This is a genomic window from Georgenia sp. H159 (assembly GCF_035607575.1).
Taxonomy (GTDB): Bacteria; Actinomycetota; Actinomycetes; order Actinomycetales; family Actinomycetaceae; genus Oceanitalea.
Genome location: NZ_JAYDZY010000005.1, coordinates 1 through 13,766, shown reverse-complemented (window position 1 = coordinate 13,766; position 13,766 = coordinate 1). Strand labels below are relative to the sequence as shown.

The 13,766-nt window shown below is 73.2% G+C and carries 12 protein-coding genes; 4 read left to right on the top strand and 8 right to left on the bottom strand.

Going from position 1 to position 13,766, the window contains the following annotated elements; all coding sequences use genetic code 11:
• The first annotated feature begins 53 nt into the window (after positions 1-53).
• The gene (gene dapD / locus VR894_RS07605) at positions 54-1,007 is read left to right on the top strand and encodes a 2,3,4,5-tetrahydropyridine-2,6-dicarboxylate N-succinyltransferase (protein ID WP_324650777.1); all 954 of its coding nucleotides are present in this window, start codon (positions 54-56) and stop codon (positions 1,005-1,007) included.
• Positions 1,000-1,845 carry a hypothetical protein gene (locus VR894_RS07600; RefSeq protein WP_324650776.1) on the top strand — a complete coding sequence of 282 codons (846 nt, stop codon included), beginning with the start codon at positions 1,000-1,002 and terminating at the stop codon, positions 1,843-1,845. Before dapD ends, VR894_RS07600 begins: the two co-directional genes overlap by 8 nt.
• A 321-nt stretch (positions 1,846-2,166) precedes the next feature.
• Here VR894_RS07600 and VR894_RS07595 read toward each other — a convergent pair whose 3' ends face one another.
• The 3 genes from VR894_RS07595 to fdxA all read right to left on the bottom strand — a co-directional run bounded on the left by VR894_RS07595 (position 2,167) and on the right by fdxA (position 5,126).
• Positions 2,167-3,465, bottom strand: a complete 1,299-nt coding sequence (locus VR894_RS07595) for a citrate synthase (protein WP_324650775.1) — start codon at positions 3,463-3,465, stop codon at positions 2,167-2,169.
• Between the two features lie 202 nt (positions 3,466-3,667).
• Positions 3,668-4,807 carry a succinyldiaminopimelate transaminase gene (gene dapC, locus VR894_RS07590; RefSeq protein ID WP_324650774.1) on the bottom strand — a complete coding sequence of 380 codons (1,140 nt, stop codon included), beginning with the start codon at positions 4,805-4,807 and terminating at the stop codon, positions 3,668-3,670.
• 1 nt (position 4,808) lies between these two features.
• A complete protein-coding gene (fdxA, locus tag VR894_RS07585; protein WP_324650773.1) occupies positions 4,809-5,126 on the bottom strand; it encodes a ferredoxin in 318 nt (105 codons plus the stop codon).
• Between the two features lie 140 nt (positions 5,127-5,266).
• Between fdxA and VR894_RS07580 the strand changes: the two genes are divergently transcribed.
• On the top strand, positions 5,267-5,509 hold the full coding sequence (locus VR894_RS07580; protein WP_324650772.1) for a hypothetical protein: 243 nt from the start codon (positions 5,267-5,269) through the stop codon (positions 5,507-5,509).
• Positions 5,510-5,516: 7 nt separating this feature from the next.
• Here VR894_RS07580 and VR894_RS07575 read toward each other — a convergent pair whose 3' ends face one another.
• The 4 genes from VR894_RS07575 to typA are packed head-to-tail and all read right to left on the bottom strand — an operon-like array spanning position 5,517 to position 11,370.
• Positions 5,517-7,253 carry a VanW family protein gene (locus VR894_RS07575; protein ID WP_324650771.1) on the bottom strand — a complete coding sequence of 579 codons (1,737 nt, stop codon included), beginning with the start codon at positions 7,251-7,253 and terminating at the stop codon, positions 5,517-5,519.
• 43 nt (positions 7,254-7,296) lie between these two features.
• Positions 7,297-7,797: a flavin reductase family protein gene (locus tag VR894_RS07570; protein ID WP_324650770.1), complete on the bottom strand. Its 501-nt coding sequence runs from the start codon at positions 7,795-7,797 to the stop codon at positions 7,297-7,299.
• Positions 7,794-9,425, bottom strand: coding sequence for a PIG-L family deacetylase (locus VR894_RS07565; protein WP_324650769.1), 1,632 nt, complete (start codon positions 9,423-9,425; stop codon positions 7,794-7,796). Before VR894_RS07565 ends, VR894_RS07570 begins: the two co-directional genes overlap by 4 nt.
• Before the next feature lie 37 nt (positions 9,426-9,462).
• Positions 9,463-11,370, bottom strand: coding sequence for a translational GTPase TypA (gene typA / locus VR894_RS07560; protein WP_324650768.1), 1,908 nt, complete (start codon positions 11,368-11,370; stop codon positions 9,463-9,465).
• Positions 11,371-11,798: 428 nt separating this feature from the next.
• On the opposite strand from typA, the gene VR894_RS07555 reads away from it, so the two are divergent.
• A complete protein-coding gene (locus VR894_RS07555) occupies positions 11,799-12,854 on the top strand; it encodes a hypothetical protein (protein ID WP_324650767.1) in 1,056 nt (351 codons plus the stop codon).
• Positions 12,855-12,958: 104 nt separating this feature from the next.
• Here the strand turns inward: VR894_RS07555 and VR894_RS07550 are convergent, their stop codons facing one another.
• The gene (locus VR894_RS07550; protein WP_324650766.1) at positions 12,959-13,657 is read right to left on the bottom strand and encodes an ABC transporter ATP-binding protein; all 699 of its coding nucleotides are present in this window, start codon (positions 13,655-13,657) and stop codon (positions 12,959-12,961) included.
• Between the last annotated feature and the right edge of the window lie 109 nt (positions 13,658-13,766).

Sequence of the window (13,766 nt, the reverse complement as noted above, 5' to 3'; positions counted from 1 at the left end):
CACTCGGCGGGTGCTGCGCCGTCGGGAGGCGGCAACGCTCGTAGGCTGGCCACATGACTGCACGCCTTGCGCACGGCGCCGGACTTGCCACCGTGACCGATGACGGCACCGTCCTGGACGTCTGGTACCCGAGCCCCGTCGTCGACGGCGCCGAGCACGACGGCTCCCCGGCGGAGACCGCCCTGCCCGTCGCCGAGCGCCACGACGAGGCGCGCGGCGTCCACAGCAGGGTCATCACCGCGGAGATCGACCTCGACGCGGCCCCGACCAGCACGGTCGACGCCTACCTGCGCCTCCACCTGCTCTCCCACCGGGCGGTGCGGCCGAACACGATCAACCTCGACGGCATCTTCGCCGTCCTGCCGAACGTCGTGTGGACCTCCGCCGGACCGTGCGCCGTCGACGGGTTCGACCAGACCCGCGTGCGGCTGCGGGCGCGCAACGGCCACCTCACCGTCCACGGGGTCGACAAGTTCCCGCGGATGACCGACTACGTCGTGCCCGCCGGCGTCCGCATCGCCGACGCCTCCCGGGTGCGGCTCGGCGCCCACCTCGCCCCCGGCACGACCGTGATGCACGAGGGTTTCGTCAACTACAACGCCGGCACCCTGGGCCGCTCGATGGTCGAGGGCCGCATCTCCCAGGGTGTCGTCGTCGGGGACGGCACCGACGTCGGTGGCGGCGCCTCGGTCATGGGGACGCTGTCCGGTGGTGGCGCGCAACGCATCACCATCGGCGAGCGCTGCCTGCTCGGCGCCAACAGCGGCATCGGCATCTCCCTGGGCGACGACTGCGTCGTCGAGGCCGGGCTCTACGTCACGGCCGGCACCAAGGTGACGGTGCTGACCGCGCCCGGCTCGGCGGCCGCGAGCCCGACCGTCGTCGCCGCCCGCGAGCTCTCCGGCCGGGACCGGCTGCTGTTCCGCCGCCACTCGGTCACCGGCGCCGTCGAGGCGGTCGCACGCGAGGGGACGGGCATCACGCTCAACGACGCGCTCCATGCGTAGCAGCCTCGTCCGCGGCACCGTCGCCACCCTCGCGCTCGTCCTCCTCGCCGTCGGGGGCGTCGCGGCCCTGCTCACCTGGGGGGTGCCCGACCGCATCAGCGAGACCTGTGCCGTCGTCCTCGATGACGGCACCAGCCAGACGCTGGACGCCGACCAGGCCGACAACGCCGCCCTCATCACCGCCGTGACCGTGCGCCGCGGGCTGCCGGCCCGCGCGGCGACGATCGCCCTGGCGACGGCCGTGCAGGAGTCCAAGCTGCGCAACATCGACTACGGCGACCGCGACTCCCTCGGCCTGTTCCAGCAGCGCCCCTCGCAGGGCTGGGGCACGCCGGAGCAGGTGACCGACCCCGTCTACGCGACCAACGCCTTCCTCGACGGCCTCGTCGCCGTCCCGGGCTACGCCGAGCTGCCCGTCACCGAGGCCGCCCAGCGCGTGCAGCGCTCCGGGTTCCCCGACGCCTACGCCGACCACGAGCCCGAGGGCCGCGCCTTCGCCTCGGCGCTCACCGGCCACTCCCCCGCGTCGCTCACCTGCCGGCTGCCCATGCCGGACGACGGCGCGGTCCCTGCCGCCGTCGCCGCCCGCCTCGAGCAGGACTTCGGGCTCGCGGCGGCGACCGACGGGGACACCGTCGTCGTCGACCCCAGCGCGTTCCCCGGGGAGGACACGGAGCGGATGGCCTGGGTGGTCGCGCACTGGGCGGTGGCGACGGCGGTGAGCACCGGGGCGACGACCGTCGAGGTCGACGGCCAGGTGTGGGACAGGTCGGCCGGCAACGACGCCCGCTGGCAGCCGTCCACCACCGACGGCGACCGCACCGTCCGCATCACCTGAGCGCCCCTACCCCAACCCCCGCCCCCCAACCCCGCCGACAGCGGAGTTGTTGCCAGCCCCACCCAGCCGACGCCCCCCAACCCCGCCGACAGCGGAGTTGTTGCCCGCCCCATCCAGCCGACGCCCCCAAACCCGCGCCGACAGCGGAGTTGTTGCCAGCCCCCCGCCCGGCCGACGCCCCCAAACCCGCGCCGACAGCGGAGTTGTTGCCAGCCCCACACCCAGCCGACGGCCGGGTCGCACAAACCGTCGGTGGACGCAGCAGCGCCCCGGTGCCCGACCCGGCGGTGCCGGGAGGGACGCCGGGGCGGCGGTGCTGGGTCAGCGCTTGGCGAGCTCGACGTAGTCGCGCTCGGTCTCCCCGATGTAGACCTGGCGCGGGCGGCCGATCTTCGTCGCGGGGTCGGCGATCATCTCGCGGTACTGGGCGATCCAGCCGGGCAGGCGCCCGAGCGCGAAGAGCGGGGTGAACATCTGGGTCGGGAAGCCCATCGCCTTGTAGATGAGACCGGTGTAGAAGTCCACGTTCGGGTAGAGCTTGCGCTCGATGAAGTACTCGTCGTTGAGCGCGATCTCCTCCAGGCCCATGGCGATCTCGAGCAGCTCGTCGGACTTGCCGAGCTTGCCGAGGACCTCGTGCGCGGCGTCCTTGACGATGGCGGCGCGCGGGTCGTAGTTCTTGTAGACCCGGTGGCCGAAGCCCATGAGGCGGACGCCGTCCTCCTTGTTCTTCACCTTGGTCATGAAGTCCTCGACGCCGCCGCCGGCCTGCTGGATCTGGCCGAGCATGTCGAGCACGGCCTCGTTGGCGCCGCCGTGCAGCGGGCCGGAGAGCGCGCCGACGCCGGCGGCGATCGAGGCGTAGATGTTGGCGTGCGAGGACCCGACCATCCGCACCGTCGACGTCGAGCAGTTCTGCTCGTGGTCGGCGTGGAGGATGAGGAGCATGTCCAGCGCCTTGACCAGCGTCGGGTCGATGTCCTCGTCCTGGTAGGGCAGCGCGAACGTCATGCGCAGGAAGTCCTCGACGTAGCTCTTCGAGGAGTCCGGGTACAGCAGCGGCAGGCCGTTGGCGCGCTTGGCGATGTAGGCGATCATCGTCGGCACCTTGGCCATGAGCAGGACCGTCGACAGCTCGCGCTGGTAGGGGTCCTTCGGGTCGAGCGTCTGCTGGTAGTACGTGGCGAGCGCGGCGATGCCGGCCTGGAGCACGGCCATCGGGTGCCCGTTGCGCGGGAAGGCGGTGAAGAACGCCTTGAAGTCCTCGTGCAGGATCGTGTGGCGCTTGATCCGGCGGGTCACGGCCTCGAGCGTCTCCGCGTCGGGCAGCTCCCCGTAGATGAGCAGGTAGGACGTCTCGATGAAGGAGGAGTTCTTGGCCAGCTGCTCGATCGGGTAGCCGCGGTACCGCAGGATGCCCTCGTCGCCGTCGATGTAGGTGATCGCCGACTCGGTCGCAGCGGTGTTCATGAAGCCGGAGTCGAGCGTGACCAGCCCGGTGTCCTTGAGCAGCGAGGAGATCTTGACGCCGTCGTTGCCCTCCCGCGCCGGGACCCGCTCGAACTCGATCTTCTTGCCATCGACCTCGAACGTCGCCGGGGTGAGAGTGGCCTCGGACATGGGACTGCCTCCTCAGGTTCAGGGTGCCGGGCGCGCGTGGCACCGGCGACCGCCCGCACCGTCGAGGGCGTCACCCCCATCGGTTCGCACGGCATCGTCGTGGTGATTCCACAAGAAGGGTAAGCCATCACGCCGAACAGTCCGGCCGGAGAGGCCCGCCGACCGGCGCGCATGACGCGCGCCACAGCTCTGCGACCGCTGCTCAGACGGTGAGCGGTCCCGCCGCCAGCCGCTCGGCCGCCGCCGCGACACGCTCGTCGCTGGCGGTGAGGGCGATGCGCACGTGCCGGGCGCCGGCCGGCCCGTAGAACTCCCCGGGCGCCACGAGGATCCCCCGCTCGGCGAGCGCGGCCACGATCGCGCGGCAGTCGGCGTCCTGGCCCGCGAGGGTCGCCCACAGGTACAGGCCGGCCTCGCTCGCCGGGTCGACGGTGAGCCCGGCGTCCTCGCAGGCCCCGAGCAGCAGCTCGCGCCGCGCCCGGTAGCGCTCACGCTGGGCCGCGACGTGCTCGTCGTCGTCGAGCGCGGCCGCCAGGGCGGCCTGGACCGGCGCGGGCATCATCATGCCGGCGTGCTTCCGGACCTCGAGCAGCCGCCCGACGAGGGCGGGGTCGCCGGCCGCGAAGGCCGCGCGGTAGCCGGCGAGGTTGGACTGCTTGCTCACCGAGTACAGGACGAGCAGCCCGTCGTGGCTGTCCCCGCAGACCCGCGGGTCGAGGAGGCTGGGCACTCCCTCGCTCGCCCACGGCTCCGCCCAGCCGAGCTCGGCGTAGCACTCGTCGCTCGCGACGACGACGCCCCGCGCCCGGGCCCACTCCACGACCTTGCGCAGGTGCTCCACGCCCAGCACCCGTCCGGTGGGGTTGGACGGGGAGTTGAGCCACATGAGCCGCACCCGTCCCGGCCCGACGGCGGTGGTTGCGTCGGCCGCGAAGGGCTCGGCCCCGGCCAGCCGGGCTCCGACGTCGTAGGTCGGGTAGGCGATCTGCGGGTGCACGACGACGTCCCCCTCGCCGAGACCGAGCAGCGCCGGCAGGAGGGCGACGAGCTCCTTGGAGCCGATCGTGGGCAGCACCTGGTCAGGGGTCAGCCCCGGGACGCCACGACGGCGGGCGAACCAGCCGATGACGGACTCCCGCAGGCGGTCGGTGCCCTGCGTCGTCGGGTAGCCGGGTGAGTCGGCCGCCGCCACGAGAGCGTCCCTGACCACCCGCGGGGTCGGGTCCACGGGGGTCCCCACTGACAGGTCGACGATGCCGCCCGGGTGCGCCGCCGCCCGCTGCCGGGCGCCGGTGAGACTGTCCCAGGGGAAGCTCGGCAGCGCGTCGCCGACCAGCGCCACCTCAGGCCTGCGGGGGCAGGGCGGCCACCAGCGGGTGGTCCATGTCGATCTTGCCCATCTTCGCGGCGCCACCGGGGGACCCGATGGTGTCGAAGAAGTTGACGTTCGCGTCGTAGAACTGGGCCCACTGCTCGGGGGTGTCGTCCTCGTAGTAGATGGCCTCGACGGGGCACACCGGTTCGCACGCGCCGCAGTCGACGCACTCGTCGGGGTGGATGTACAGCATCCGCTTGCCCTCGTAGATGCAGTCGACCGGGCACTCGTCGACGCAAGCCAGGTCCTTGACGTCCACGCACGGCTGCGCGATGACGTAGGTCACGGTTTCCCTCCCTCTGCGCGGCCGCGCCGCGCCTGTCGGTGCCCGTCCAGTATCCCTCATCACCCGTGTGCCGCAGTGCGGTCTCACCCCGCGCCGGCCTCCCGCGTGGGGCGATGTCCCCGCCGGGGCACAATGGGCGGGTGAGACCTCTGTGGGCGGACTGGCCGGTGGGGACGCGCGTGGTGATCCGCTACCGGCGGCCCGAGGGCGGGTTCTCCGACGCCCTGGGCGACCTCGTGAGCGCCGACGACGCGGCCGCCGTCGTCCACACCCGCCGCGGCCCGGTCCGCGTGGCCGCCGCCGACGCCGTCGTCGGCAAGCCGGTCCCTCCCCCGCCGCCGCGGCGAGCACCCCGCCGGCCCGAGCCGGACGAGGGGTCCTGACCGCCGCTCAGTCGTCGCTGGGCGGAGGTCCGCACACGACGCGGTCCCACGGGATGTACCGCGTGGTCCAGGACTGACGCTTGACCTCGGCGCCGTCGAGCGAGACCACCCGCGTGTTGGTCACCGTGAACCCGCGCTCCGGCGAGTCGTGCGGGACGCAGGTGGGGGCGGTGTTGTAGACGGTCGTCGGCTCGGTGAAGTCGAAGCGGTCGCTGGTGTGGCTGGTGACCTCGAAGTGCTCGGTCCCCCACAGCCGCACGTGGAGCCTGCCGCCGGCGACCCAGGACTGCACGAGCGCCCCGTAGGGCGTGGTGTTGGTCCACTTGAGGTCGACGTGCGGGGTGAAGAGCGTGGCCTCACGCCCCTCGGGGTAGCGGGCGTAGTGGTGGGAGTGCGTCTGGAACTCGTCGAGGTCCATGCCGGCGAAGTAGGCGGCGTTGAAGACGGTGGTCGACACCTGCGAGAGTCCCCCGCCCATCCCGCTGGACTCCAGGCCATTGACGACGACGCCCGAGGAGACGAAGCCCCGCTCTGCCGTGATGGGGCCGAGTGCCTCGATGAGGCTGAAGGTCTCGCCCGGCTTGATGAGCGTGTTGGTGATCTTCTCCGCCCCCACCACGAGGTTGCGGGTGCGCTGGGGGTCGTTGTGGAAGGGGGTGGAGAACTCGGAGACGACCTCCGTGACCCCGAGCGCCTCGGCGTCGGCGACGGTGAACTCCGGCTCGACCTCCTGGAGCGCACCCTGGGCCGTGCGGTCGGTGTCGGAGACGGCGGCCGCTGCCACGGACTCGACGAGGACCTCCTCGTCGAGGTCCATCCCAGCGGCACCGGGGACGATGGTGGGCACGCCGTCCTGGAGCACGATGCGCGCGTCGCGGGCGGGTGTGCGGACCTCGGGGTCGAGCTCGAGGACGAGGTCGACGAGCGCCTCGCCGTCGAGCCGGAGCACGAGCTCGCTGCCGCTCGGCTCGAGCGTGGCGACCGAGGTGAGGTGTGCGGGGGTGAGCTCGATGAGCCGGTCCTCGAGCTCGACGGCGACCGGCGAGCGGGTGAGCGGCCGGGCGATCTCCGCCATCGCGGTCTCCACCGCATCCGCCGTGATCTCGGGCGCGACCTCCTCGCCGGGAAGCTCGAGGGGCCGTTCGCCGGTGAGCCACTCCTCCTCGACGAGCTCGACCGCGGCGTCGACGTCGACCGCCACGCCGGCGACGGGCTCGGTCGGCCGCGCCTCGCCCTCGGAGAGCTCGATGGCGCCGTCGACGGGATCGCGGTCCAGCGACTCGGCCACCCGTTCGACCTCCGCGCGCAGGGCGGCGTCGTCGACCCGGACGACGGGCTCGTACTCCTCCATGCCGAAGAGGCGGGCCGCGAGGATGCGCGGGTCGAAGGACAGGCCGGTGAGGTCGTCGACGGTGGCGGCGGCGTCCAGCTCGAGGGACGCCGCCCCGGGGTCGAGGGTCGTCTCGGAGTCGGCGAGCGTGACGGGAACCGGGGAGGTCACGAGGTCGGCGAGGGACTCGGAGAGCCGGTCGGTGGCCTGTGCCTCCTGCAGTCCGCCGATGTCGACGCCCGCGACCGTGGCGCCGCGCGGCACCTTGTCACCGAGGTACCACGCACCGGCGGCGTACCCGCCGAGGAGCAGCAGCAGGACCACGACGGCGATGATCCAGCCGCGGCGCCGCCGCGGCTGCTCGTCGGCGAAGTCGACGAGGGGCGACTCGTCGGTCGACGTGTCCGTTCGCATAGTGTGTCCCTCCGGGCTCGCGTCAGGATACCGACGCCCGAGCTCAGGCATCACCGAGCGGCCGCAGCCGCCCGAGGTAGTGGACGAGCGCACCCGTCCCGGTCCGTCCCAGGGTGGCGTCGAGGACCTCCCCGACGACGACGTCGTGGTCCCCCGCGTTGCGCACCCAGTGCGTGCGGCACTCGAGCCAGCCCTGGGCCTGGTCGACGAGCGCGGCACCGCTCAGTGGCCCGGGGGTGTGGTCGACGCCGATGAGCTGACCGAAGGCGGGCCGCCCGGGACTGGCGAGCCTGTCCGCCGCGACCCGGGCACCGCCGTCGAGGATGCTCACCGCCCAGGTGTCCACCTCGTCGAGGGCCTCGCGGATCCGGGCGTCGGTGTGGACGCTGAAGAGCAGCATGGGTGGGCGCAGCGAGACCGAGGCGACGGCGGTCGCCGTCATCGCGAGGTCCGTGCCGCCGTGCCGCACCGAGACCACGGTGACTCCGGCGGCGAGCCGCTGCATGGTGGTCCGGTACCGCTCGACGAGCTCCTCGTCGGTCACGCCCGCCGCCCCCCGCGCGCGCCGTCCGCGAACCACCGGGACGGCAGGAGACCGGAGGCGATGGCGACGAGCGGCGCACCGAACAGCCAGACGTAGCTGATGAGCTCGTTGGTGACGAGCACGTCCCCACCGGGACGCAGGAACGCCATGGCCTGGGTGACGACGATGACCGACAGCGCCGCGAGCAGCAGCCCGCCCCCGCCGGCGATCGCCCGGGCCGCGACCGCGCCCGCGAGCACACCGACCAGGCCCAGGGTGATCCCCACCGGCCAGCCCTCGATGGAGAAGCGGTGGACGACGGTACCGAGCGTGGCCATGACGAGGCCCGCGAGCACGGCGACGACGACGCCGGTCGCCCCGCCCCGGGCGACGAGCCGGGCGAGCGGGCCGCGGGCCCTGCTCGCGGCCCTCGGCGCGTCGGGGGTGGGCGTCGGGTGGCCGACCGAGCGCGTGGCCGCCTCCTGGGCGGCACCGGCACGGGTGGCGGCGGTGTGGAGGGCGGCCGGGGCCGCGGGAGTCGGCGCGCGGCCCCCGGTGCGGGCCGCCGTGGCGTAGGCCGGCTCGCGTCCCTCGGCGGGCTCGGCCGCGGCGGGTTCGGGGGACGCGGCGGCCGGTTGCGCGGTGGCGGCGGACCCCCGGGTGGCGCCCACCCCGAGGGCGGCGGCCAGCTCGGTGGCGTCGGTGCCCGGCGCAGCCCGCAGGTAGGCGCGGTCGAGGACGGGCATGAGGCTGGCGTTGCTGAGCGCGATGTGTCCGACCAGCCGCTGACCATCGATCGGTGCGACCGCCTGCAGCTGGCTGCGGTGCCTGCGCAGCGCCGCCAGCACCCGCTCGGCGACCGGTCGGACGTCGACGGACGCCACGACCTCCTGCGCGGGGACGGCGAGACGGGGCAGCTCGGCGGCCGGGTCGAGGACGGTGAGGGTGGTGCCGTCCGGCGCGCGGCGCGGCTCGTGCCGGGCCAGCGTGTCGGCCAGCTCGGTGAGCGCCGCCCGCAGGTGGGTCTCCTCCTGGGCGACCCACAGCACCGAGCGGACGCGCCACGGCGCCAGTCCCGCGAACGGGTCCGGCCCCTCGGCCGGCACGTCGGCGGCGGCGATCTCGACGGCGCGCGTCGTCACCCGGTGCGCGTGGACGTGGTCCGGATGCCCGTAACCGCCGCCCGGCTCCTCGGTGAGGACCGCCGTCGGGCGGACGTGGCGGATGACGACGGCGAGGAGGCAAGCGGCCACCTCGACGTCCACGGACGTGAAGGCGTCGGGACCGGCGTCCTCCCCCGGCCCCGCCACACCCGGGCGGACCCAGCGCATCCCGGAGTCGCGGAAGCGGGCGGGGCGCTGGTCCGCGAGCCCGGGGACCTGGTCGAGGAAGAGGTGCCGGTGGACGCCGAGCTCGGCAAGTGCGGCGGAGAGCTCGGCCTCGCGGTGCCGGGCCAGCGCGTCCGGGTCGCGGGCGAGGTCCGCGAGGTCGGGTGGGATCACCTCGCCCCGCTCGCCGCGTGTGCAGGTGACGACCGAGACGTCGACGCCCGCGTCGACCGCCAGGGCGAGCAGGCTGCCGGCGCCGATCGTCTCGTCGTCGGGGTGCGCGAAGACGCCCAGGAGGCGCTGCTCAGGACGCGACGTCATCACCCCATTCTGCCCAGGCGGGCGCAGTGCCGGCCGCTCAGGCGCGGCGGGCCCGCGCGGTGGCCTTGGCGCGCTCGGTCTGGTCGAGGATCACCTTGCGGATCCGCACCGACTCCGGCGTCACCTCGACGCACTCGTCGTTGCCCGCGAACTCGAGCGACTCCTCCAGGGTGAGGCGGCGCGGCGGCACGAGGTTCTCGAAGGTGTCCGAGGACGCGGCGCGCATGTTCGTCAGCTTCTTCTCCTTCGTGATGTTGACGTCCATGTCGTCCCCGCGGGAGCTCTCCCCGACGACCTGCCCCTCGTAGACCGTGGAGGTGGGCTCGACGAAGAAGGAGCCACGCTCCTGGAGGTTGATCATCGCGAACGGGGTCACCGAGCCGGCGCGGTCGGCGACCATCGAGCCCGTCGAGCGCGGCTCGATCGGGCCGTGCCACGGCTCGTAGCCCTCGGCGATCGACGCCGCGATGCCGGTGCCTCGGGTGTCGGTGAGGAACCGGGTGCGGAAGCCGATGAGGCCACGGGCGGGCACGACGAACTCCATGCGCACCCAGCCGGTGCCGTGGTTCGTCATCGTCTCCATGCGGCCCTTGCGCTGTGCCATCAGCTGGGTGACGGCGCCGAGGTACTCCTCGGGCACGTCGATGGTCATCCGCTCCATCGGCTCGTGGACCTTGCCGTCGACCACCTTGGTCACCACCTGCGGCTTGCCGACGGTGAGCTCGAAGCCCTCCCGGCGCATCTGCTCGACGAGGATGGCCAGGGCGAGCTCGCCGCGGCCCTGGACCTCCCACGCGTCGGGTCGCTCGGTCGGCAGCACCTTGAGGGACACGTTGCCGACGAGCTCGCGGTCGAGGCGGTCCTTGACCTGGCGGGCCGTCACCTTGGCGCCCTTGACCTTGCCGGCCAGGGGGGAGGTGTTGATGCCGATGGTCATCGAGATGGCCGGGTCGTCGACCGTGATGAGCGGCAGCGGACGCGGGTCCTCGAGGTCGACGAGGGACTCGCCGATGGTGATGTCCTCGATGCCCGCGACGGCGACGATGTCGCCCGCGTCGGCGCGCTCCGCCGGGACACGGGTCAGGGCCTCCGTGCGGAGCAGCTCGGAGATGCGGACGGCCTTGAGCGTGCCGTCACGCCGCGCCCAGCCGACCGTCTGGCCCTTGTGCAGCGAACCGTTGAAGACGCGCAGCAGCGCGAGACGCCCGAGGAAGGGCGAGGCGTCGAGGTTGGTGACGTGCGCCTGGAGGGGAGCGCCGTCGTCGTAGGTCGGCGCCGGGATGGTCTCCAGGATCGTCGAGAAGAACGGCTCGAGGTCGGGGCTGTCGGGGAGCTGGCCGTCGAGCGGCTGGTCGAGGGAGGCGCGGCGGGCCTTCGCCGAGGCGTAGACGACGGGCACGTCGAGGATGCTGTCGAGGTCGAGGTCCGGGACCTCGTCGGCGAGGTCGCTGGCGAGACCGAGCAGGAGGTCCGTGGACTCGGCGACGACCTCGGTGATGCGGGCGTCGGGCCGGTCGACCTTGTTGACCACGATGATGACGGGCAGCTTGGCGGCGAGCGCCTTGCGCAGCACGAACCGGGTCTGGGGCAGCGGCCCCTCGCTCGCGTCGACGAGGAGGACGACGCCGTCGACCATCGACAGGCCGCGCTCGACCTCGCCGCCGAAGTCGGCGTGACCGGGCGTGTCGATGACGTTGATCGTCACGCCGTCGGGTGCGCCGGCGGCCGCGGCGGCCGGGCCGGTGTAGTGGACGGTCGTGTTCTTCGCGAGAATGGTGATGCCCTTCTCGCGCTCGAGGTCACCGGAGTCCATCGCCCGCTCGTCGACGTGCTGGTGGTCGCCGAAGGCCCCCGACTGCCAGAGCATGGCGTCGACCATGGTGGTCTTGCCGTGGTCGACGTGGGCGACGATTGCGACATTGCGCAGGTCAGGACGGACGGGCATACGCGGACTCCTCGGTACTGGAACTGCCCGGGCGGGCCGCGGGCAGCGCCCAGCCAGCGCAGGGAAGGCTGGGGGTGCACCGGCCTTGGACGCCGGGCGTGATGGCACCCGAGGTCCGAGTGCCGCCGGTAAATTCTACTCCGCCTCACCGACCCCCGCCCAGCCCCTCCCCCTGTGTCCCACGGCACGCCGGATCCCGGCGCGCGACGGTCCCACCCGGCCGGCCCTCCGCCGCCGACCTCCCTCCCTCCCTCCCCGGGTGGGTCGCCCCTTTCGATCGTCGGCCGCCCCTTTGAACACCTCCGGATGAGCGAAAGGGGCGACTCACCGCACGAGCACGCTGCCCCACCGGGCTCCCCGGCGCACCCGCATCCACCGAGTTCCGCTCGCGGTCTACGGACGCTCGCTCGTGTCGGTCACCGTGGCGCATGGCCGTGACGCTCGGGCGCAGCAGCCCCCTCCCTCGCGTGATCCTCAGCTCGGACCTCGGAGCGAACGCCGTGCGCGAGGCACACGGCGTGGGCCTCGTGCAGGTGTGTCGCGGCGCCTTCGTCGAGCCCCTCGCCGACGCCCCGGACTGGGCGACCGCCGAGCACCTCGCGACCGCCCGCGTGGCAGCGGCGGCACGCCGGCTGCGCAGTGGCACCACCTTCAGCCACGAGTCCGCGGCTCTCGTTCACGGGCTGTGGCTCCTCCACGCCCCGGACGTCGTGCACGTGACACAGCGGTCCAAGCCGCGGCGGCAGAGCGCTGGTCTTCGACGGCACACCGGTGAGCTGGCACCGTCCGACGTCACCGAGGTGAACGGGCTCACGGTGACGACCGTCGAGCGCACCATCGCGGACTGCGCGAAGACCATGCACCCGAGGGACGCGCTCGTCGTCGTCGACAGCGGGATGCGACTCCTCCTCGCTCCGCGGCGCGACCAGCGGGCCTTGACCATGCAACGCGCCGAAGGCCTTCGGGACCGTGTTCTGGGTCTGGTGGAGTCCGGCCCGATCCACGGGCGGCGGCAGGCGCGCGCGGTGGTGGCACACGCCGACCCGTACGCGGAGTCCCCGTACGAGACGGTCATCCGCTGGATCGCCGTCTCCCGCGGGCTCCCGCGGCCGATCCTGCAGGCTCGGTTCCAGGTGCGCGGCCGGACCTACTACACGGACATGTGCTGGCTCTTCGAGCTCCCCGGTGATGGCCTGGACTTCCGGCTACGGCTCCTCGGCGAGTACGACGGCGAGCTGAAGTATCTCGGCGACGCGCCGAGTGCCTCGGTCACGCCCGCGGCGACATCCCGCCGGATGATCGACGAGAAGCGCCGCGAGGACGACCTGCGCAGCATGCCCCGCACCTCGATGGTGCGCTTCGACCGTCGCGACGTCTCACGTGAGGAGCAGGCCTTTCGTAGGCTCTGCGCGGTGCTGCCCGCGCCCTACGTTGCCCGGCTCGAGCCGATCCCCGCCCTGCTCGGCCGCCTCGCTGCCCAGTGAGCGACCGCCTGCTGTGGGTCAGTCGCCCCTTTCGCTCACTCTCGGAGGTGCAGAGGGGCGGCAGATGATCGAAAGGGCCGACCCAGCGAGGTAGGGCCGGCGACTCAGCGCGTGGCGGGGACGGGCTCCGCGAGCCGGCCGTCGTGGAGCTCGACGACGCGGTCGGCGCGCTGCATGAGGACCGGGTCGTGGGTGGAGACGACGGCGGCCAGACCGCGCGCGTGGGTGAGCTCCCGGATGAGCTCCATGATCGTGGCGGCGGTCCTGGAGTCGAGCTGGCCGGTGGGCTCGTCGGCGATGAGGATGTCCGGCTCGGCCACCAGCGCCCGGGCGATACCCACGCGCTGCTGCTGCCCGCCGGACAGCTCGTAGGGCCGCTGCTGCGCGTGGCCCGAGAGCCCGACCAGCTCCAGCGCCTCAGCCACGCGACGCGCCCGGGCCCCCGGGTCCACCTCGAGCAGCCGCAGCGGGATCTCGACGTTCTCCGCTGCCGACAGCACGGGGATGAGCCCGAAGGACTGGAAGACGTACCCGATCCGCGTCCGCCGCACCTCGAGGACCTCCTTCTCGGGCAGCGCGGACAGCTCGCGCCCGTCCCCGAGCACCACGCGCCCGCTCGTCGGCCGGTCCAGCCCACCGAGCAGGTTGAGCAGCGTGGTCTTGCCGGAGCCGGAGGGACCGCGCACGACGACGAGCTCCCCGGGCGCAACGTCCATGGTCACGTCCGTGAGGGCATGGACGTCACCGGCGCCGGTGGCGAATACCCGGCTCACCGCCTCGGCGCTCAGCACGGACTCAGTCATCGTGCCGCCCTTCCCGTTCGCGCAGCTGCCGCCGGCTCGGACGCGTCGACGACGACGGCGTCCCCCGCCCAGGTGCATCGGCTCCCGTCGCGGTGGATCCCGCGCCGCC